17 protein-coding genes are annotated in these 20,024 nt (G+C 43.7%); 10 read left to right on the top strand and 7 right to left on the bottom strand.

The features are described from left to right. Positions 1–69: 69 nt before the first annotated feature. Positions 70–852, bottom strand: coding sequence for a sporulation protein (locus ABMY45_RS11325; protein WP_010606169.1), 783 nt, complete (start codon positions 850–852; stop codon positions 70–72). Between the two features lie 286 nt (positions 853–1,138). Between ABMY45_RS11325 and ABMY45_RS11320 the strand changes: the two genes are divergently transcribed. Further along, the gene (locus tag ABMY45_RS11320; protein ID WP_227386927.1) at positions 1,139–2,080 is read left to right on the top strand and encodes a sensor domain-containing diguanylate cyclase; all 942 of its coding nucleotides are present in this window, start codon (positions 1,139–1,141) and stop codon (positions 2,078–2,080) included. A gap of 856 nt (positions 2,081–2,936) precedes the next feature. Then, positions 2,937–4,295: a molecular chaperone gene (yegD, locus tag ABMY45_RS11315; protein ID WP_349288905.1), complete on the top strand. Its 1,359-nt coding sequence runs from the start codon at positions 2,937–2,939 to the stop codon at positions 4,293–4,295. 55 nt (positions 4,296–4,350) lie between these two features. Here the strand turns inward: yegD and ABMY45_RS11310 are convergent, their stop codons facing one another. The 3 genes from ABMY45_RS11310 to putA form a co-directional block, all read right to left on the bottom strand. Further along, a complete protein-coding gene (locus ABMY45_RS11310) occupies positions 4,351–4,809 on the bottom strand; it encodes a methylglyoxal synthase (protein ID WP_102057321.1) in 459 nt (152 codons plus the stop codon). A 16-nt stretch (positions 4,810–4,825) separates the two neighbouring features. After that, on the bottom strand, positions 4,826–5,461 hold the full coding sequence (locus ABMY45_RS11305; RefSeq protein WP_349288904.1) for a LysE family translocator: 636 nt from the start codon (positions 5,459–5,461) through the stop codon (positions 4,826–4,828). 303 nt (positions 5,462–5,764) lie between these two features. Then, positions 5,765–9,568 carry a bifunctional proline dehydrogenase/L-glutamate gamma-semialdehyde dehydrogenase PutA gene (putA, locus tag ABMY45_RS11300; RefSeq protein ID WP_349288903.1) on the bottom strand — a complete coding sequence of 1,268 codons (3,804 nt, stop codon included), beginning with the start codon at positions 9,566–9,568 and terminating at the stop codon, positions 5,765–5,767. 406 nt (positions 9,569–9,974) lie between these two features. Here putA and ABMY45_RS11295 point away from each other — a divergent pair, with 406 nt between their 5' ends. Genes ABMY45_RS11295 through ABMY45_RS11280 form a run of 4 tightly spaced genes read left to right on the top strand, consistent with a single transcriptional unit; the run spans position 9,975 to position 12,295 of the window. Continuing rightward, complete coding sequence (locus tag ABMY45_RS11295; protein WP_010606176.1) at positions 9,975–10,463, top strand: winged helix-turn-helix transcriptional regulator; 489 nt, start codon at positions 9,975–9,977, stop codon at positions 10,461–10,463. 27 nt (positions 10,464–10,490) lie between these two features. After that, on the top strand, positions 10,491–11,237 hold the full coding sequence (locus tag ABMY45_RS11290) for an SDR family oxidoreductase (RefSeq protein WP_174169881.1): 747 nt from the start codon (positions 10,491–10,493) through the stop codon (positions 11,235–11,237). Positions 11,238–11,243: 6 nt separating this feature from the next. Next, positions 11,244–11,693: an adenylyltransferase/cytidyltransferase family protein gene (locus tag ABMY45_RS11285; RefSeq protein ID WP_010371961.1), complete on the top strand. Its 450-nt coding sequence runs from the start codon at positions 11,244–11,246 to the stop codon at positions 11,691–11,693. Continuing rightward, a complete protein-coding gene (locus ABMY45_RS11280) occupies positions 11,690–12,295 on the top strand; it encodes an SDR family oxidoreductase (protein ID WP_010606178.1) in 606 nt (201 codons plus the stop codon). The genes ABMY45_RS11285 and ABMY45_RS11280 overlap by 4 nt, the downstream gene beginning before the upstream one ends. A 9-nt stretch (positions 12,296–12,304) precedes the next feature. Here the strand turns inward: ABMY45_RS11280 and ABMY45_RS11275 are convergent, their stop codons facing one another. Both ABMY45_RS11275 and ABMY45_RS11270 read right to left on the bottom strand, forming a co-directional pair. Beyond that, entirely contained in the window at positions 12,305–12,922 is a 618-nt protein-coding gene (locus ABMY45_RS11275; protein ID WP_102057317.1) for a GNAT family N-acetyltransferase, read from the bottom strand. Beyond that, complete coding sequence (locus tag ABMY45_RS11270) at positions 12,906–13,133, bottom strand: helix-turn-helix domain-containing protein (protein ID WP_102057316.1); 228 nt, start codon at positions 13,131–13,133, stop codon at positions 12,906–12,908. The genes ABMY45_RS11275 and ABMY45_RS11270 overlap by 17 nt, the downstream gene beginning before the upstream one ends. 393 nt (positions 13,134–13,526) lie before the next feature. Between ABMY45_RS11270 and ABMY45_RS11265 the strand changes: the two genes are divergently transcribed. Genes ABMY45_RS11265 through ABMY45_RS11255 form a run of 3 tightly spaced genes read left to right on the top strand, consistent with a single transcriptional unit; the run spans position 13,527 to position 16,441 of the window. After that, complete coding sequence (locus tag ABMY45_RS11265; protein ID WP_010371949.1) at positions 13,527–13,838, top strand: 2Fe-2S iron-sulfur cluster-binding protein; 312 nt, start codon at positions 13,527–13,529, stop codon at positions 13,836–13,838. Between the two features lie 4 nt (positions 13,839–13,842). Continuing rightward, positions 13,843–15,249: an FAD/NAD(P)-binding oxidoreductase gene (locus ABMY45_RS11260; RefSeq protein WP_206472281.1), complete on the top strand. Its 1,407-nt coding sequence runs from the start codon at positions 13,843–13,845 to the stop codon at positions 15,247–15,249. Next, on the top strand, positions 15,236–16,441 hold the full coding sequence (locus ABMY45_RS11255; RefSeq protein WP_010606182.1) for an FAD-dependent oxidoreductase: 1,206 nt from the start codon (positions 15,236–15,238) through the stop codon (positions 16,439–16,441). The genes ABMY45_RS11260 and ABMY45_RS11255 overlap by 14 nt, the downstream gene beginning before the upstream one ends. 370 nt (positions 16,442–16,811) lie before the next feature. Here the strand turns inward: ABMY45_RS11255 and ABMY45_RS11250 are convergent, their stop codons facing one another. Next, positions 16,812–17,801, bottom strand: a complete 990-nt coding sequence (locus tag ABMY45_RS11250; protein WP_349288902.1) for a rhomboid family intramembrane serine protease — start codon at positions 17,799–17,801, stop codon at positions 16,812–16,814. Between the two features lie 306 nt (positions 17,802–18,107). Between ABMY45_RS11250 and ABMY45_RS11245 the strand changes: the two genes are divergently transcribed. Then, the gene (locus ABMY45_RS11245) at positions 18,108–19,142 is read left to right on the top strand and encodes a S66 peptidase family protein (RefSeq protein ID WP_349288901.1); all 1,035 of its coding nucleotides are present in this window, start codon (positions 18,108–18,110) and stop codon (positions 19,140–19,142) included. Positions 19,143–20,024 lie beyond the last annotated feature (882 nt).

Raw genomic sequence — 20,024 nt, 5'->3', positions numbered from 1 at the left:
CATTCGTATGAATGCAACGATCACCAAAGCATCAATATAAATCTATCGATACTACAAGGTTAATATACCTTAGCAATTTGCCTCTAGAATGTCATAAATAGCATCTTCTAGGTCTTCTAAATCAGTTTCATCTATCAGCAATCTGGCTTTTGATTCATCAAGGTCTAGCGCCTCCGCAAAGAAGCCTTTAAAGCCTCGCGCTTTGCGGTCAATCTCAAAGATAATTTCTAGTTGCTCGCCGCGATTAAAGAAAACCACTTCCACTTCATCAAAGCGACCATGGAAGTCACCTGTGATCGTTTTAAACTCTAGCTCTTGTACGAATGGGAGGCGTGAGAAAGATACTTCATCAATACCTTCACAGTCTGATTCATAGAGTTTAAAGCCAAGCGCTTCCATCGCATCGATAGCCGCTTGTTGTAGCTCGGTAGGTACTATGTGTAAATAGTCCCTATCTGACTTGTCGAGCGCCATATCAATATCAAGGTTGGTAGCAATCCAAGTTTTGGATTGTCCAACGGTAAGCGGGGTTTCTTCAGCGAGGTCAAGCGCAAATGGAATGTGCTTTTCATCACCGGGTTCGATAGTAAATCGTTCGTTGATTTGAAATTTAGCAAGGGTGTGGTTTTTAGTGATGGTCGTTGTTTCACCTTCACTGTCTTCTCTTTCAACCGTGTAGTTACACATTACGTTAAGATCTATTTTGTTGATCTCTTGAGCAACTTTGCCACCGATGATTTTAACCGTTCCAGAAATTTCTTCGCCAGGAGAGGCGTGATGGGTCTCTAAAATGGTATCTACTTTTGCTGCACCGATACCGACTGCGCCAAGGGCTTTTTTGAAAAAAGACATAGTCATCCTTATATATCTTGTGACCTTCCATCATGGAAAGCGCTGCTGTGTCGATTATAGGAATTATTATCTATTCGTCAATTGCTTTTCTCTTTCGAAGCCAATGACTTGAAAATATTTTCTTTGATGCAGTCGGTAATTAGTCATTATTCGTAAAATTGGTATATTATTTTATAACGATAGCCGTAGATGAGCTGTGTTCATTGGCATGTTTCAAATTGCAAAGTTCAAGTTTATAGAATTATGGAACAGGATGTTGCAACGCCTCATGGTCAAGGATCGTCGTATGGCCCGCACTCAAGCTTTGGCGCAACCGAGCTATGAGGAATTGGCGTCGACATTAAGTGCGATGCCGGACTTGATGTTTGAACTAGACGAAGAGGGGCGACACTGGGACGCCAGAATACTCCGCCCTGAGTTGTTAGTCGCGCCTGCAGAACAATTGATTGGCCATACGGTGACTGAAGTGATGCCAGAGCAAGCCGCTAAAATAGTGATGCGGGCATTACAGGAAGCAAAAGTTAACGGCTATTCACACGGCAGCCATATTCACTTGTCTACGCCTGTTGGCGAGCGTTGGTTTGAAGTCTCTATCGCCCGTAAGGTTGTCACTGCAAGCGATAATCATGCTGAAACACGTTTTATCGTGTTATCTCGGGATATCAATGATCGTAAGTTGGAGTATCTTGAAGCCGAGAAGCTGGCGTATCATGATCAATTAACCGAATTACCGAATCGCCATGTTCTCCAACATGGGTTGATGGAGCAACTCCATGCCGGGCAGCTGTTTGGTAGTTACAGCGCAATCTTGTTTTTGGACCTTGACGATTTTAAAAAAGTAAATGACTTGCATGGTCACCATGTGGGGGATCAGTTACTCAAGGCGGTTGCTCAGCGTTTGAGTGCTAGCGTACGTGAGGATGATGTGGTGATCCGTTGGGGAGGTGATGAGTTTGTGATTTTAATTACTCATTTATCTCCACAACAGCCTCAAGCCGAATCTCATGTGGTTGGGATCTGCCAGCAAATAATCAACAAGGTAGATAAACCATATCTCTTTGAAGGCAATAAACTAAGTTGTCGGATTAGTATCGGTGTCAGTCTGTTTAATAACCTCGACATCGAGACTGGGATCCAACAGGCAGATTCCGCTATGTATCAAGCCAAGCAATCTGACAGTGTGCGCTATGCTTTCCACAACAAACCGATTAAGGATGTTGGAACCTAGATAAATTCATCTGACAATAACGACAACCATAATACACGGCGTGACTTTTCAGCAGTTTGAGGTAGAGAATGAAAGTCGGGTTTGATTAACTAAGCTCTCATTGTGCTATGCCTAGTGTGTTATGCACAATGGTATCATTCCACGATAAGCCTATTAAAGATGTGAGAACCTAGATAAATTCATCTGACAATAACGACAACCATGATACACTTCGCGACTTTTCAGCAGTTTGAGGTAGAGAATGAAAGTCGGGTTTGATTACCTAAGCTCTCATTGTGCTATGCCTAGTGTGTCATGCAAAATGGTGGAGACGGAGAGCCAACGGGCTTATTCCACTATATTCTTCACAACAAGCCAATTAATGGTGCTGTAACCTAGATAAATTCATCTGACAATAACGACAACCATGATACACTTCGCGACTTTTCAGCAGTTTGAGGTAGAGAATGAAAGTCGGGTTTGATTACGGAAGCTCTCATTGTGCAATGCCTAGTGTGTCATGCAAAATGGTGGAGACTGAGATCCAACAGGCTTATTCCGCTATGCTTTTCGCAATAAGCCTATTAATGGTGTTGGAACCTAGATAAATTCATCTGACAATAACGACAACCATGATACACTTCGCGACTTTTCAGCAGTTTGAGGTAGAGAATGAAAGTCGGGTTTGATTACCTAAGCTCTCATTGTGCTATGCCTAGTGTGTCATGCAAAATGGTGGAGACGGAGAGCCAACGGGCTTATTCCACTATATTTTTCACAACAAGCCAATTAATGGTGCTGTAACCTAGATAAATTCATCTGACAATAACGACAACCATGATACACTTCGCGACTTTTCAGCAGTTTGAGGTAGAGAATGAAAGTCGGGTTTGATTACGGAAGTTCTAATTGTGCGATGGGTGTCATGCAAAATGGTGAAGTGGACTTACTGCGTCTCGAGCAAGATAAATATTACCTGCCTTCGACTATGTATGCGATGCACAATGCGTTAATTCCTGCATTTGTTAATCGTCATCTCAATGAGCCAGATCCAGTCTACACGCAGTCTCGCCAAGGTCTGCTAACGGTAGCACAGCAAGCTAAGCGCGATCTTGATTTAGAAGCACATGAAGCGGGCGTCTTTTTTGGTCAAGCGGCAATTTCTGAGTATATCGAATTTCCCGAAGAAGGTTTTTTTGTAAAATCACCCAAGTCCTTCTTTGGGGCGGTTGGACTTAAACCTCAACAAATCGCCTTCTTTGAAGATATTGCTGCGGCGATGATGGTGGAGATTAAGCGTCGTGCCGAGTCGCAGCTGCAACAGTCCATTACCGACACTGTGATTGGTCGACCTGTTAATTTTCAGTCCGTCGGTGGAGAGGAAAGCAATCAACAAGCGGTTAATATTCTTACCACCGCTGCAAAAAGAGCTGGGTTTAAGGAAGTGGATTTTCTCTTCGAACCGCTCGCAGCGGGAATTGAGTACGAAAGCCGTCTTCAGCAAGATAAACTTGTGCTGGTGGTTGATATCGGCGGTGGTACTAGCGATTGTTCGTTTGTCCGAATGGGGCCAAGCTATCGCAATAACACACAACGCCAGCAAGACTTTTTAGCGCATACAGGCAAACGTATCGGCGGTAACGACTTAGATATTGCGCTAGCTTATCACCAATTAATGCCGTTGTGTGGTCTCGGATCTAACATGAGCTCAGGTTTGCCGATGCCTAGTCAACTCTATTGGCAGGCATGTAAAATCAATGATATTCAATCTCAACTAGACTTCTACAGCGATAAATTAGCGCGAGAATTGCAAAGCATGTTGCGAGATGTCGCTGAGCCGCAAAAGCTGGCGCGTTTACTTCATATTCAACAGAACAAACTTACCCATCAGGTGGTTCGTGAAGGTGAACTCGGCAAGATTGCACTCTCTGAGCAAGCAAAGTTTAATGCCGATCTTGGTTTTATTGAACCACAGCTAGCCTCTGAATTTACGCAGCAAGATTTTGCCGAGTCGGTCATGTCGAACTTAGAACAGATGGGGGGGCTTGCGAAAGAAGCCATTCATCAAGCGGGATCAAAACCCGATGTAATTTATCTGACTGGCGGTAGCGCGCAATCACCGTTACTCAAGGCAACGCTTGCACAGCAAATTGGTGATATTGAAATGGTGAACGGGGATAACTTTGGTAGTGTTACTGCAGGCTTGGCTAAGTGGGCGGATAAAATATTTAAATAATCGAAGTCAAAATCAAAGAAGCGGTCACAAACCGCTTCCATACTCATCTATTTTATCAATCTAAGCGACTAGCAAGGTACTGCTCATAATCAGGTAAATGCCTTGCGATTGGCTGGTTCATTTTATCGCACGCCATCAGTAAATCTGCCGTCGCTTCATTACAGGCAACGGGAATATTCCAAACAGCAGCCAGTCTCAACAGTGCTTTTACATCCGGATCGTGAGGCTGTGACGCGAGCGGATCCCAAAAGAAAATCAAGACATGAACATCTTGCTCCGCGATTTTGGCACCAATTTGCTGGTCGCCACCCATTGGCCCACTAAATAGTTTGGTGACTTCTAAACCAGTATGCTTTTCTATCAGATTACCCGTTGTGCCCGTGGCGTAAAGCTTGTGCTGCTTAAGGCTATCTAAGTGAGTCTGACACCACTCAAGTAGGGCTGGTTTCATGCCATCGTGTGCAACTAAAGCAATATGCTTTTTTGCTGGTAGTGGCTGTGAACGTTTTTGCATGTGTGCTGCTCCCTGTTTAGAGTAATAAATTGACTGCCAATGCGATAAAAATTAAGCCTGAAATTCGATCAATCCACACTGGCGCTGTGGGATGCCGCCTAAAATAGCCTGCGATTTTATCACCACCATAGATATACATGCAGTCGATGGGAAAAGCTAAAATAGGATAAAGTAAGCCAAACATAGCCAGTTGCATCGTTGTCGAGGTCGCCAAGCTACTATCGACAAACTGAGGAATAAATGCAATAAAAAACAGGGCGACTTTGGGATTTAAGACTTCCGTCATCATTGCTTGGAACATCACGTTTTTAGGCTTTTTGGTGCTCACGTGCGGTTTTTCCTCGCAAGCTATCTGCGCCTTTCCAAGCGTTTCTTTGATAGTCATTACACCTAGATAAGCTAAGTAGGCTGCGCCGAGATATTGCACTGTGGTATAGGCGGTCTCTGAGGCTTTTAGGAGTGCCGACAAGCCAACAACGGCAAAGAGTGTATGGATCACCCCACCTAGCGCAAAACCTAATGCGCTTTGCATGCCAGCTACGCGGCCATTAGTAAAGGTCTGTGCCATTAAAAACGCATTAGATGGACCTGGTGCCACGGCAATCACCGTGCTAGCAATTAAAAATGAGAATAAGTATTCAAGGTTTAACATTTTTCTTTTCGTTATTGGTTTTTATATCGTTTTTGTGAATAGCCAACATGCATGAAATTGGTATTATTGTGGTTATTTTATACTTTGAAATTCTAACATTATTATGCAGAGCAACAATATTAGTGGTCTTTTCACTGTGATTAAATCACCTTATTTGTATTGTGTCTGTTTTCTCTGAGTTGAGCAATTTTTAAAGTTGCTATTGTGTATGGTAGTTAGCCCTGATTTTTACTATAAAAAAGCCAGCTTACGCTGGCTTTGTTCGATAAAACCGCTATGTCTAGCATAGCGATTTATATTCTCTTACTCTTCGTCTTCAACAAGCGTCATCAGTGAAGTGTTACCACCAGAAGCTGTGGTATCGATACTGATGGTTTTCTCAGTCACTAGACGATTGATAAGCGTATCGTAGTACTCTGCACTGATCACCGGCAGGATAGCACCTTTACGCTCTGCAAGTTGCTGTGAGAAGTAACCAAGGCGTGAAGAGCGCGCAGCCACAACAGCACCTGCAAGGTGAGGGTGTGCCAAAATCGCTTGTAGCTGGTTTTGCTTCGCTACTTGGAATACGCCTTCGGCAACGCCAGTTGAGATGAACTTATCTCTAAATGCCAATGCTTCTTCGTAGAATAAGTCAGAGGCTACTGTGATCACTGTGTTACCGGCAGCAAGTGCTGTGATAATTGAAATCGCCCAGAAGTTGAACGACGTACTCTTATCGGCATATACCACTACACAACCACGCGCTTCTAAGTGCAGCGTGTTCGATTCACCAGTTGGTCCTGGTAGCGTTGTGTAAGTACGCATACGCTTTTCTAAGCGGTTTAGCTGAGCACGCGCATCAGAAAGCGTTAATGACAAATCATCCGCCAGCTCATCAATGATGTCTACCGTTGCTACTTTTGCAAGTAGCTGACGCACTGCCGAAACACGGTCATTAAGCGCAGTACGACGCCAGATCTTCTCATCACGCTTAGAGTTTTGCATCAGTTTTTCAACTTGCTCAACGGCACCTGGGAAGTGGTGGATCTCTAGCTCATCAGGCGTCAGATCTGTCATTTGTACGTTGTCTGGTGACGCTTTTTCTTTCACAAGGCGAAGTAGGTAGTTTGGACCACCTGCTTTTGGACCTGTACCAGATAGGCCACGACCACCAAATGGTTGAACACCAACGATCGCACCAATCATGTTACGGTTCACGTATACGTTACCCGCACGCGACATCTTAGCTAGGTATTCGCAGCGCTCTTCAATACGTGAATGAACGCCCATCGTTAGACCGTAGCCTGTACCATTGATTTGGTCGATCACATTATCAAGTTGATCTGCTTTGAAGCGTACAACGTGGACTACCGGACCGAATACTTCACGCTTAAGTACGGATAGATCAGAAATCTCATATAGACGAGGCGCGAAGAAGTAAGCACCGTTCTCGCTGTTATCAGGGATCTTAGCTTCGAATAGGAGCTTACCGTTCGACTTCATGTAATCAACATGCTTAGTCAAAGTGGTCAGCGCTTTTTCGTCGATTACTGGGCCTACGTCTGTAGATAGTAGCGATGGGTCGCCGATATGTAGCTCTTTAAGCGCACCTTGGATCATTTCAATGATACCGTCAGCAACATCTTCTTGTAAGAACAACACACGAAGTGCTGAACAGCGTTGACCGGCACTTTGGAAACCTGATGAAATAACATCGTCAACCACTTGCTCTGGTAATGCTGTTGAGTCAACGATCATACAGTTTTGACCACCAGTTTCTGCGATCAGAGGAACCTGAATATCGTTACGCTCAGCAAGAATTTGTGAGATAAGCGTACCTGTCTCTGTTGAACCTGTGAACATAACCGCTTGGATACGCTCGTCAGGCACGATGTGTTTACCCACTTCGCTACCGCGTGCGATAACCGGTTGTACTACGTGCTCTGGTAAACCAACGGTATGCATTAATTCAATACAACGCAGGGCAATCATGCTGGTTTGTTCAGCAGGCTTTGCAATAACGGTATTACCCGTCACGATAGCAGCAGCTACCTGACCTAAGAAGATCGCAAGCGGGAAGTTCCACGGGCTGATACATAAAATCACGCCACGAGCTTCAAAACGCTCATCTTTAGAAAGCTCTTCTGCACGCGCTGCATAGTAGCGACAGAAGTCAACGGCTTCACGTACTTCATCGATGCTGTCTTGGGTTACTTTACCTGCTTCTTTAATACAGATAGCAACAAGTTCATCATGGTGACGCTCAAGGATGTCAGCAGTACGGCGTAGTAGGTTTGCACGCTCTTCAACAGAGGTTTGAGACCAACTTTCAAAAGCGGCATCAGCATTGGCAAGCACGCTTTGCATGTGTGCTTCATCGTGTAAAGGTACAGATCCAATCACTTGTTTGTGGTTCGCAGGGTTACGAACAGCAAGGTGACCTTCTGGTACTTGGCTTTCATCGATTAGGTGTTCGTTAAACCAGTTGTCTAGGTTTTCTTTAAACGGTGTTAAATCGTTGATGTCCGTAAGGTCTTTACCTTTTGAGTTTGGACGCTCATCGCCATAAAGCTCGATAGGTAGCTTAATCTGCGTATTGTAACGGTTACGTAGGCCTTGCAGTGTTTCTACAGGATCTGGAAGTAGTGACTCAACAGGCTTCGTAGTATCAACAATTGCGTTTACGAATGATGAGTTTGCACCATTTTCAAGTAGACGGCGTACCAGATAAGCAAGTAGGTCTTCGTGCTGACCAACTGGCGCATACACACGACACTGAATTCCTTCGTTTTCAACGATTTGGTCGTAAAGTGATTCACCCATACCGTGTAGGCGTTGGAACTCGAACCCTTTGTTATCGCCTTTGGCCACTTCTAGAATGGTTGCTGCGGTGTAAGCATTATGCGTCGCAAATTGCGGGAAAAGTACATCGCGTGCTTCAAGTAGCTTAATAGCACACGCTTTATAAGAAACGTCAGTCGTTGCTTTACGAGTGAACACAGGGAAGTGCTCAAGACCATCTTGTTGAGTGGTTTTGATTTCTGTATCCCAGTAAGCACCTTTAACTAGACGCACCATCAGTTTACGGCCTACGCGACGAGCAAGTTCAGCTACCCATTCCACAACGAAAATGGCACGTTTTTGATATGCTTGTACTGCAAGACCAAAACCATTCCAGTCGCCAAGTGCGTCGTCTGAGAATACCGCTTCGATGACATCTAGTGAGATATCTAAACGATCCGCTTCTTCCGCATCAACCGTGAAACCGATATCGTATTCTTTCGCAGCAATCGCAAGTTCTTTTAGCTTAGGTACAAGCTCGTCCATCACGCGGTCGCGATGTGTGAATTCATAGCGTGGGTGAATAGCTGAAAGCTTTACAGATATACCTGGGCTCTTTATTGGGCCACGGCCTTTCGCTGCTTTACCAATTGCGTGAATGGCGTTCATATAGCTTTGGAAGTAACGCTCTGCATCTTTCATCGTACGTGCGCCTTCACCTAGCATGTCGTACGAATATACATAACCTTTTTGTTCTTTATCAGCGGCACGATCGATAGCATCTTGAATGGTTTCACCCATTACAAACTGCTTACCCATGATCTTCATTGCATAGTTAACGGATTTACGGATAACTGGCTCACCAAGACGACCAATTGTGCGCTTTAGCACGCCAAATTGTTCTTCTTTATTCTTGTCTGAATAATTAACCATTTTACCAGTAACGAGTAGACCCCAGCTTGAAGCGTTAACAAATAACGAGTCGCTGCTGCCTAAGTGTGAACTCCAGTCGCCTTGTGCGAGCTTGTCACGGATTAGGCTTTCTTGCGTTGCTTTGTCTGGTACACGAAGTAAAGCTTCGGCCAAACACATCAGTACCACGCCTTCTTCGGTAGAAAGAGAGAATTCATTTAAAAGCGCGTCGACACCGTTTTGACCATCTTGATCTCTACGAATGTTCAATACCATTTGACGTGCACGTTCCCATGCTCGGCTTCGAGCTGTAACGCCTACCTCAGCTAAAGGTAAAATATGATCAATTACTGCGTTCTCATCGATGCGGTAAAAATCACGGATCTTTTGTCGGATAGGACAGTTAGTTGTCAAATCGCCGTTATAAAGCATAAGCAACCCTCAAAAATTGGAGTCAAAAATACATGTAATTCGCGCCTGCCTATGGAATCACACACCTTAATGTGTAGATTACAAAACTACATCTGAACTGATGCCAAACTATGCAACCAAAGGTTGAAAGTGTAGTTTAATTTGTATAGGAAGCCTCAATTACGACAAAATGATGCAGTCACATTGCTAACCATAACACACCCATTTGGGGGTTCAAATTTTAGCCAGAATGCATAATCTAAATGTTCGAACAAAGTTGCGTTAAAGGCTGAAACAAGCCGCTTTGTTCTTTATCGTTAATTTCGCGGGCATTCTATCGAAAAGACAGCAGAATATGCTGTTTTATTTTCAACGAATACGGTAAATTTGCGGGTAATCTCAAACCCTCACAAAATTTTATGCTGATATGACGACTTCCATTAAAACTCGGGTATTAGATCGCATCGACTTAGCAATCTTAGACGCGCTTCAGCGCAATGCTCGGATCTCTAATGTAAACTTGGCGAAAGAGGTAAACTTGAGTCCGAGTCCTTGCCTCGATCGAGTAAAAAAACTCGAGTCCGAGGGGTATATCGAAGGATATACGGCAAGATTAAATGCCGCGAAACTTGGCCAGCATTTGGTTGCGCATGTGGAGATCACCTTGAAAAGCTCGACCGAAGTGGTATTTGAGGTGTTTAAACAGCACATTGTAAAAATCCCCAACGTCGTTTCTTGTGATATGGTAGCAGGTGGCTTTGATTATTTAGTTAAGATCCGAGTCCAAGATATGCGTCAATATCGAGAGGTATTAGGTCAAATCGTTGAAATACCTGGAGTTGGCACAAATCATACCTATATGGTGATAGAACACGTCAAAGAAGACATGGGTGTAGAGGTGCTGAACTATCAGTAACTGTTGACCCAGTTTAAGGAATAATAGATGCAAAAACTGGTACTTATCACCGGTGCGAGCCGTGGGATTGGTGCGGCAACGGCTCAACTGCTGGGACAACAAGGATTTACTGTTGTTATAAATTACAAGCAGAACGTGCAAGCCGCAGAAACGGTTGCTGATACCATCCTAAGTAATAATGGTAAAGCGCATTTGTTACAAGCAGATGTCACAGACGAAAAATCTGTAGAGGCAATGTTTGACAAGATAAAGACCGATATTGGCATGGTAACGCATTTGGTCAACAACGCTGGCATGCTGAACGTGCAGACTCGAGTTGAACACATGACCGCAGCGCGCATCAACAATATGCTTACTAATAATGTTACGCCGTATTTTATTTGTGCTCGCGAAGCAATTAAACATATGCGTTTGAGTGCCAATCCAGCACAGTGCGCAATGGTGAATGTATCGTCGGCAGCTTCTTATTTAGGTGGGGCTAATGAGTATGTTGACTATGCGGCTGCAAAAGGTGCAATAGACAGCTTCACTAAAGGTTTATCTCTGGAATTAGCCGCTGAGCAGATCCGCGTGAACTGCGTGAGACCGGGCTGTATTTATACCGATATTCACGGCGACGGTGGCGAACCAAACCGAGTTGATCGTCTAGCCGATTTTTTACCGCTGAAGCGAGGTGGAACCGCGATTGAGGTTGCCAATGCCATCGCTTGGCTTTTAAGTGACGAAGCAAGCTTTGTTACAGGAACTTTTATTGATTTAGCTGGAGGGAAATAGCAATTTATGAAAAATAAAATTGTTTATGTCTCAGGAACATTTGATTTATTTCACAGTAATCATTTAAAAATGATTAGTTATGGCCGAGGTTTAGGGGACACGTTGATCGTTGGTGTAAGTACCGATGAACTTGTTTGTTCTTATAAAAAGCCACCAGCAGTGCCATTTGAAGAGCGTTTGGCGATTATCGAAGGGTTAAGAGACCCAGATCTTGCTATTCCACAACGTACTTTAGATCATCGTGAAACGGTGAAAAATCTAAATATTGATGTGTTCGTGATTGGCGATGATTGGAAGGGAAAATATGATTATCTGAAAGAGCTTGGGGTTCAGGTATTTTACTTTCCTTATGGTGCTGGCGTTAGCTCTAGTAACTTAAAGCAAAAAATCTACGATCAGTATAAAAAGCTGATTGAGCAAAGCGACAATCATCCAATCCCAGAGCCACAGAAATGAAAGTGTTAATAACGGGCGGACAGGGTGGTCTTGCCGCTTATTTAAGCGATGAACTGAAGCGCTTAGGACATGAAGTGGAAGCGCCATCGCGCGCGCAGCTTGATGTTTCTAAACCAGCTGAAGTTGAGCGTTTTTTTGACGACAAATCTTATGACTGTGTAATCAATGCGGCAGGAACGCTTTACTCAAGTTTAGTGGCAGACTCTGACCCAAGTCTTTGGATCCGTGACATCGAAGTAAACCTAATCGGCACTTATTTAATTTCTCGTGCTGCAATTAAAGCAAACAAAGCGGTGCATTTGATCAATGTGGCGTCGACGGCGGCATTTAACAGTTACAAAGATTGGACGTCTTATTGTGCGGCGAAAGCGGGCGTGGTGACTCTATCTAAAGGTCTTCACAAGGACGGCTACAAAATAGCGGTACTGTGCCCCGGGGCAATAGATACTAAACTGCGCGATGGTCTTACTATCAACAATCCCAATGTGATGAGCATACCACAAGGCGCCGCGCCAATCTTAGAGGCTGTAACTACACCACAGCACATCGGTAAGCTGTTTTTTTATCGCCTGAACGAAAGTCGTAGCGAGTCGCTTGATTAGACTGTTTTGCTAATATTCATTGGCATAATGCACTAGAGCTACGTTCTCAATACGATTGCGCAAGGTCGGTGCAAGCAGTTTGTAATAGTATGTGGTGGCATGGAAGTCACCGCGCTCATCACTGACAAAATGAGGGATTTGCCCAGCAACTTTAAAGCCCAAGCTCTGATATAAGATTTCTGCGTCCGAATCCGATTGTGTGTCAAGGACGAGTAACGATATCTGCTGCCGTGTAGATTCTTGCTCTATGGCTTGCATCAGCTTTGTTGCTACGCCTTTTCGTCGGCTATTCGGATGAACTAATAGCTTTTCAACTTCAGCCCGGTGCTGAGCATTATCTTTTGTTGCCGGCGAGAGTTGCACACAACCTGCCATTACGCCATTAAGTTCTGCGATAATAAGCGTCTTTTGCGACTTGATCACAGCATCGAATACCTGCCACCAGTAGTTTTGTATTGCTCTGCTAGAGGAAGAGGGCAAAAAGCCGATAGAGGCGCCAAGATTAATACAGGCTTGCGTCAGCGCACTGAGCTGTTTTACCCAAAGCTGACAATCTAAGCGATTGTATTTCAAGCTAGGCGCCTGAATAATGCGAAGCTGCATAGCGGTATTAGACAAATTGTTCATGCAGTTCCTTATTTATCCGAGCCAGACTTTGCTCAAGCCTTGCCTTTTCATGCATTAATTTCTGCCATCGAGTTTGCTGCTTCTCTTGGGAGCGTCGCAGTGCTTCGTAAAGTGCTCGCTGCGGCACATGATAGGCTTTTGCGGCTTGTGATGGGGTGAGCATATCGTTCATTACTGCGTGTACTGCAGTTTCTAGTTTGCCAAGTGTCATTGCGCTTCTTCCTTACCATCTACAGGGTTTGTTGCTGTATCGTGCACAGGCCAGATACTCACATCCAAATGCCAAAGTAAGTACATCGTTTGATATAAAGTGTACATAATTACGCTCCTTTCATCCGTCGTGTCGTTTAATAAGGAAAAACTGTGCCAGAAATTAAAACTATTTAATATCAATAGGATGCGGTTTATGTTGGTCTGTAAATACGTTCATATTGCACTGCTTTAGTGAGGTGAGTGCAGCATTTGCACCGAATTGAACAGAATTAGCGCGAGAGTGCTTAAAAGTTAATTTGGATCAAATTAAAGTGAATAAAGTAAATAAAATGTTTATTTTTAATATTTGGATAGTAGGCTTTGTGCGACTTTATTGAAGGAGCATTTTTTCATGTCTGAATTATCCAGAACGCAAGATATTACAGACCCTGAGGGGTTACAGTTCCAAATTCAAATCGACGACATTGCGGTTAACGCATGCGACGGTGAAACCGTGTTGTCTGTTTTGCTTGCGGCGAACTACAAGCAAATTATGGAAAGCGATCGAGAAGCCGTATCTGGTGCTTATTGTGGTATGGGCGTTTGTCATTGTTGTCAGGTAACGATAAACAAGCAACATAAACAAAAGGCTTGCCAAACCTTAGTACAACCCAACATGCAGGTTGAAACTAAACAAAATCGTTTCAAGCAGGTTGGAGTATAGTGTGATGTCTAATTGTCAAAAAGAAAAAATCGTTATTGTTGGTGCAGGGCCTGCTGGCGTTAGCTGTGCAGCTGAGCTGGCTAAATATGGCATTACTAGCACCTTAGTGGATGAAGCACCAAAAATTGGTGGGGTGATCTATCGCGGGCCACTTCGACAAGCAAGTAAGCTTCCTCATTTAGATGAAAATCTTAAACGTGCGATGGCTGCACTAAAGGTACGCTACGAACATCATAAACAAGATATAACACTACAACTACAAACCAAAGTGCTTGGGCCTGAAGGCGAAAGCGGTTTGTTGTTGCAAACACAAAATCAGTTAACACAAATAGATTACACCAAGTTGGTTCTGGCAACTGGTTGTCATGAGCGCAGTGTGCCATTTGAAGGATGGCAGTTACCTGGTGTGATGTTAATGGGTGGGATGCAACTTCAGCTTAAAAGTGGGTTAGTTCGACCAGGGAAAAAAGTGGCGTTAGTCGGAACTGGACCATTATTGCCACTGGTTGCTTGCCAGTTACATAAATCCGGTGCACAAGTGGTTGGCGTATATGAAGCGAGTCGCTTTAGTGAACTGGCGAAAGAGACCGTGGCGCTGCTCAATAAACCTAAGCTTACGCTTTCGGGATTGAGTATGTTGGCGTATCTCAAAAAGCATAATATTCCGTTCAAGTATGGTTATGGCATTGTGAAAGCAGAAGGCCAAGAAAAACTCTCTAGCGTTACCGTAGCGCCTTACGATGAGCATTGGCATGCGGACTTGTCAAAAGCACAGCATTTAGCCGTGGATAGTTTGGGAGTTGGCTATGGTTTTGTTGCCCGTACCCAGCTTGCCATGCTACTTGGGGTTTCTCATCAGTACACCACCACGAATGGTTATGTGCCTTTATTAGATGACAATTTACGCAGCAGCTTAAATTCAATTTTTGTCTGTGGTGACACCAATGGTTTGCTAGGTGCGGAAGCGGCTATCATTGAAGGGAAAATGGCCGCAACCATGCTTGCCTATGAACAAGCCTGTTTAAGCGAATCGACCTTCCACACGCGGATGCGCAAGCTCAAAACTAAGCGTAAGCAAGCACAGAAGTTTAGAGCAGGATTTGACCGCTTCTCGGCGCGCCGAGAGGGGCTGCTTGCGTTAACCCAGGCAGATACCGTGGTGTGTCGCTGCGAACAAGTAAAACGCCAGCAACTCGATTTAGCATTGCAACAAGGTGCAAAAGATTTATCTAGCGTAAAAATGAGAACCCGTATTGGCATGGGAGACTGCCAAGGAAAAATGTGTTCTAGCTATGCGTTAGATCGACTGCATGCGGCAGGGCACTTAGATACGCTGGGCGTGATAAGGCCAAGATTCCCACTTGACCCAATTCCGTTTACTTTACTGGAGAAAAACCATGAAGCAGTATGATGTCATTATCGCAGGTGGCGGTGTAATTGGTGCGGCTTGTGCCTATTTTTTAAGCCGCGATACCAACCTAAAAATCGCGTTAGTAGATTTAAAAAAGCCGGGTAACGCGTCTCGTGCATCTGCGGGTGGATTATGGGCAATTGGTGAGTCGGTCGGACTTGGCTGTGGTGTGATCTTCTTCAAAACCTTGTCGAAGCTCCAAAGTGAAGGAGATACCGAAGCTGCGGAAACATTACGGCCGCATCAATTACCGGAATGCTTTTTTGAACTTGCGCTCAAGTCAAACGAGTTATATCCAGCACTGCATGAAGAAATGCTGGCCAGACACGATGTCGACTTTAAGTTTGAACGTACCGGTCTTAAATTCATTATGTACAATCGCGATGATGAAATATATGCAGATAGCATAGTGTCAGGGATCCCTAATTTGTCTTCGCAGATCAGGTGGTTAGACCAACAGCAATTACGTGCAGAGGAGCCTTACATCACCCCAGATGCAATTGGTGCAATAGATTTTATTTGCGACCATCAGGTAAACCCATACCGGTTAGTTGATGCGTATACCGAAGGCGCACGCCAAAATGGTGTTGAGTTATTTTTGAATACCGAAGTGCTAGAGGTACTGCGTGAAGGCAGTAAGGTGATAGGCGTGAAGACACAAGATCAAAGCCTGCATTGCGAGACTCTAATTAATGCCGCTGGTGCCTGGGCGGATGACATTTACCATCAGGCGACAGGTAAACACATGCCAGTTTACCCTGTTAAGGGTCAAATAGTGCTGTCTGAGCGCATGCCTAAAGTATTAAATGGTTGTATCAGTACCAGTGATTGCTACATTGCACAAAAAGACAACGGCGAGATTTTAATTGGCTCTTCAACGGAGGAAAAAGGCTTCGATACCACCAACAGTCTAGATAAAATAACCGAGTTGTCACAAGGTGCTATGAAGTGTTTGCCAGTGCTAAAAGAGTCGAGTATTAAACGTTGTTGGGCAGGACTTAGACCTGGTACACCGGATGAGCTGCCGATTTTGGGCCCCGTTGATGGCGTGGAAGGTTACATTAATGCGTGTGGGCACTTTAGGACGGGGATTTTAATGTCGGCCATTACTGGCACACTTATTACTGAACTCATGACAGGCAAACCTACCTCTGTTGATTTAGCTCCGTTTCGCGTTGAAAGGTTCGAATAAGTATTTGATTCTGTTGTCTTAATGGGATATATCTAGTTGCTGATGAATATTCCATTAAGGCAAGATAGACGGTGCAATTACGCAAGCCTAAAAAACTAAACCGAGGTGATACCCTTGCGATTGTATCACCTAGCTGGGGTGGCCCAGGTACATTTCCTCACATCTTTGAGGAAGGGTTAGCAAACCTGCGTTCGCTTGGTTTTAATATTGTTGAAATGATGTGCTAAGCTCAAACTGTCACCTAAGTTAACTCGAACTTGTTAAATTAACATATATATGTATCGTTAGAATATCTAATTGACAGTCTGAGTTGTTTTTTAAGTTAGTCTGAACTTTACAAGGTGATAAATATAAATAGTGAAGTATTCCACTATTTATATTTGTCTCGGTGTTTGCACAAGAATGCTAGTAAAACCCCAGTAATAAATCCTGATATATGTGCAGTATTGCTAATCGAATGTGATAGTAGTGCGCTTAAAGCGGTGCTCATAAATAAAAAGTTAACTATTGATATGTGCAGGTTTCCAGTTTTTATATTTTTGTTTTTATATGAGTTAATGGTGATGTAACCAAGTAATGCATATATTCCTGCAGAAATTCCGCCATATGCGTCAGCAGAGGTGAGACCAAAAAAATACAAAAAATATGCAGATATAGCTCCAGTGATACAACCTGAGATAAAAACAAATAACCCTGTTCTTCTCACTAATGCTATAAATAATGGACCTGATAACAATGCGAAAGCAAGATTACTAAACCAGTGGGTTAATCCAGAGTGAAAGAATGATGCTGTGATAATTCGCCACCACTCACCTGCCATAATTAACTTATAAATCCCACCATATCGATACGCTGCTTCTTCAAACCCACCTGCTAAGTAGTTTACAAATACTTGAATTAATCCTATGGCTAAGCATATAAAAAACCATTTTTCAGCATGTTTTTTATACCTGTGTGATAGGTTAGAGATAAACACATTTCTATCAGTTAGGCTCTGCAGATTATTTGAAATTGTGATGTAGTCAATTGTTAAGTATAGCGTTACTATTAGTCCTGATAAGGTAAGGTTTAGTAGTTTTTCATTTTTTGTATATGTGAATAAAAGTAATGAGACTAATGTGGAGAATATTGAGTATATGATGATGAACTGAGATTTTTTCTTGTTAAATTTAAATGCGCTTTTCTTAAAGCCATCAACAAGCATGACCGGTTTAAAATCTTGACTGTATGGTAAAGCTATAAAAAGTGGTGAGAGTATATGCCATTTAGAAATAGCTCTGTTTACGTTTGACTCACCTGAAAATATCTTACCACTTCTAACTTTAGCTCTAACTTCCTCTATAGATGCAGTCTTTTCCATCTTACCTCGCTTTATTAAGTGATAAGTTGCAACAAGGCTTAACATGTAGCCTTGTTGCTTATCCTAACTAAAAAAATTAAGAAACGAAATACAAGGCTGCTGCAATTGGTATAGCAAATCCAAGTGTAGCAGGGTTACTTATTTTTAATCATTATTGTCATGCTTATCTCTTGCTAATGAAAGGCAAGGCCACATCTGTTTATTTAGTTCCGTTTCGAGATGAAAGCTTGAGTGAGTATTTGATTTTGTAGTCTTAATTGGATATATCTAGTCGCTAATGAATATTCCATTAAGGCAGGATAAACGGTGCAATTGCGCAAGCCTAAAAAACTAAACCGAGGTGATACCCTTGCGATTGTATCACCTAGCTGGGGTGGCCCAGGTATATTTCCCCACATCTTTGATCAAGGGCTGGCAAACTTGCGTTCGCTTGGTTTTAATATTGTCGAAATGCCGTCGGCTCGAACGGCTGCAGACGTACTCTTTTCACAGCCGCAATTACGTGCAAAAGATATTAATGATGCCTTTGCCGATCCGAATATAGCCGGGATAATTTCTTCTATTGGTGGTTCAGATTCCGCGCGGATCCTACCTTATTTAGATAAATCCGTTATCTTGAATAACCCTAAGTTTATGATGGGCTATTCTGATTTTTCCACGCTGACCACACTGCTGAACCAATGGGGATTAGTCACTTTTAACGGCCCATCAGTCATGGCCGGTTTCTCCCAGTACCACAATGCTAGTGCTGAATATCAAGCCTATTTAGTGCAGGCGCTGCTAGGTGAAGTCCATTATCCAATATTCAAAGCTTATTCTCATGGCTATCCGGAGTGGGCAATACCAGAAAACGTCGGTAAGCTGCATCCCGCAATTGCGACAAATGGTCCAAAAGTACTGCAAGGTACAGGGCAAGTGGAAGGGCGGTTATTTGGCGGCTGTTTTGAAGTGATGGAGATGCTAAAAGGCACAAAATACTGGCCATCGCCGTCATTTTGGCAAGACAAATTGCTATTTTTAGAAACCTCTGAGGACAAACCCAGTCAAGACTATATTCGCTTTTGGTTACGTAACTATGGGGTGATGGGGGTGTTTGAAAAACTATCCGGCTTAATGATTGGCCGTGCGCGGGATTACAGCGAGCGCGAGATGGCTGCGCTTGATGAGGTGATTTTATCGGTTGTACGTGATGAGTTTGGCTGTGACAGTTTACCCGTAATAACTCGGCTTGACTTTGGCCATACCGATCCGCAGTGGATTTTGCCGTTAGGAATACAGCATCGCTTGGATTTGGATAACTTCAGTCTAGTTGCGATAGAGCCGGTATTTGATTCGTTGTAGTGGTGTGATGAGGGAGATATACTGTGCTGATAGTTTTGTTTGGTGCTTGCAGGCAAATTTGCTGCTTTGAGAGAAAAACTAGAACTCGCAGTCAAAACTAATCCCCTTAACCACACCAGAAGAGCATAACTTCTCGGCGGGTGAACCGCCTCCCACAAAACTATTTAGACTGTGGGGTAGGAGGCTGCGCTGATAGTCTTTGCAATGCTTGCAAGCAGCTTAATCATAAAAATTGTAGAAGATCTCACAAGCAACGTATTCCCCCTCCATCACACCCGAAAAGTATGAGCTGATATGCAATGCGCTGACAGGATGTCGGCCAAGTCTTGTCTGGTACAGGGACGTGCCTTACAAGGCGGTTGCACTATATCGGCTTAGGGTTTGAGGATTGAGTGTGATGCTGGGGCGACGTTTTCTTGGCTCGTTCTTTTTCGTCGTTTAAAAAGAATGAACGAGAAGCGCATGGATGCGCTTTGATACGTACTATGGAAGGTGATTTTTCCAAAAGACTCGAGACGATGAGTTAAGTCAGCCCGTCCTCCTGACTGGTTTCGACGCCCATCCATGGGCTACGACTTACTTTTCTTTGATGGCCAAAGAACAAGTATGCAAAAGAAAGGGCACTCCCGACATCACACTGACTCCTCAAGTAAATTGCCAATATGAACGTCACCGCGGTGTAAGGGCTATCCTTGGCCCTGTCACCGCTTTTCACGCATCCATGCGTTGAAATGACTCATTGGCAATTCACTTTCGGGTGTGATGAGGGAGGAAAACGGTGCTGATAGTTTTGTTTGGTGCTTGCAGGCAAATTTGCTGCTTTGAGAGAAAAACTAGAGCTCGCAGTCAAAACCAATCCCCCCTCCATCACACCCGAAAAAC

The sequence above is a fragment of the Pseudoalteromonas sp. XMcav11-Q genome, assembly GCF_040104525.1.
Taxonomy (GTDB): domain Bacteria; phylum Pseudomonadota; class Gammaproteobacteria; order Enterobacterales; family Alteromonadaceae; genus Pseudoalteromonas.
The sequence above is the reverse complement of the archived record's forward strand: the minus strand, read 5'-3'. Positions and strand labels throughout refer to the sequence as shown.

Coding starts and splice junctions, on each gene's coding strand:
- ABMY45_RS11325 (WP_010606169.1), bottom strand. CDS start 852: ATGTCTTTTTTCAAAAAAGCCCTTGGCGCAGTCGGTATCGGTGCAGCA.
- ABMY45_RS11320 (WP_227386927.1), top strand. CDS start 1,139: ATGGCCCGCACTCAAGCTTTGGCGCAACCGAGCTATGAGGAATTGGCG.
- yegD (WP_349288905.1), top strand. CDS start 2,937: ATGAAAGTCGGGTTTGATTACGGAAGTTCTAATTGTGCGATGGGTGTC.
- ABMY45_RS11310 (WP_102057321.1), bottom strand. CDS start 4,809: ATGCAAAAACGTTCACAGCCACTACCAGCAAAAAAGCATATTGCTTTA.
- ABMY45_RS11305 (WP_349288904.1), bottom strand. CDS start 5,461: ATGTTAAACCTTGAATACTTATTCTCATTTTTAATTGCTAGCACGGTG.
- putA (WP_349288903.1), bottom strand. CDS start 9,568: ATGCTTTATAACGGCGATTTGACAACTAACTGTCCTATCCGACAAAAG.
- ABMY45_RS11295 (WP_010606176.1), top strand. CDS start 9,975: ATGACGACTTCCATTAAAACTCGGGTATTAGATCGCATCGACTTAGCA.
- ABMY45_RS11290 (WP_174169881.1), top strand. CDS start 10,491: ATGCAAAAACTGGTACTTATCACCGGTGCGAGCCGTGGGATTGGTGCG.
- ABMY45_RS11285 (WP_010371961.1), top strand. CDS start 11,244: ATGAAAAATAAAATTGTTTATGTCTCAGGAACATTTGATTTATTTCAC.
- ABMY45_RS11280 (WP_010606178.1), top strand. CDS start 11,690: ATGAAAGTGTTAATAACGGGCGGACAGGGTGGTCTTGCCGCTTATTTA.
- ABMY45_RS11275 (WP_102057317.1), bottom strand. CDS start 12,922: ATGAACAATTTGTCTAATACCGCTATGCAGCTTCGCATTATTCAGGCG.
- ABMY45_RS11270 (WP_102057316.1), bottom strand. CDS start 13,133: ATGACACTTGGCAAACTAGAAACTGCAGTACACGCAGTAATGAACGAT.
- ABMY45_RS11265 (WP_010371949.1), top strand. CDS start 13,527: ATGTCTGAATTATCCAGAACGCAAGATATTACAGACCCTGAGGGGTTA.
- ABMY45_RS11260 (WP_206472281.1), top strand. CDS start 13,843: ATGTCTAATTGTCAAAAAGAAAAAATCGTTATTGTTGGTGCAGGGCCT.
- ABMY45_RS11255 (WP_010606182.1), top strand. CDS start 15,236: ATGAAGCAGTATGATGTCATTATCGCAGGTGGCGGTGTAATTGGTGCG.
- ABMY45_RS11250 (WP_349288902.1), bottom strand. CDS start 17,801: ATGGAAAAGACTGCATCTATAGAGGAAGTTAGAGCTAAAGTTAGAAGT.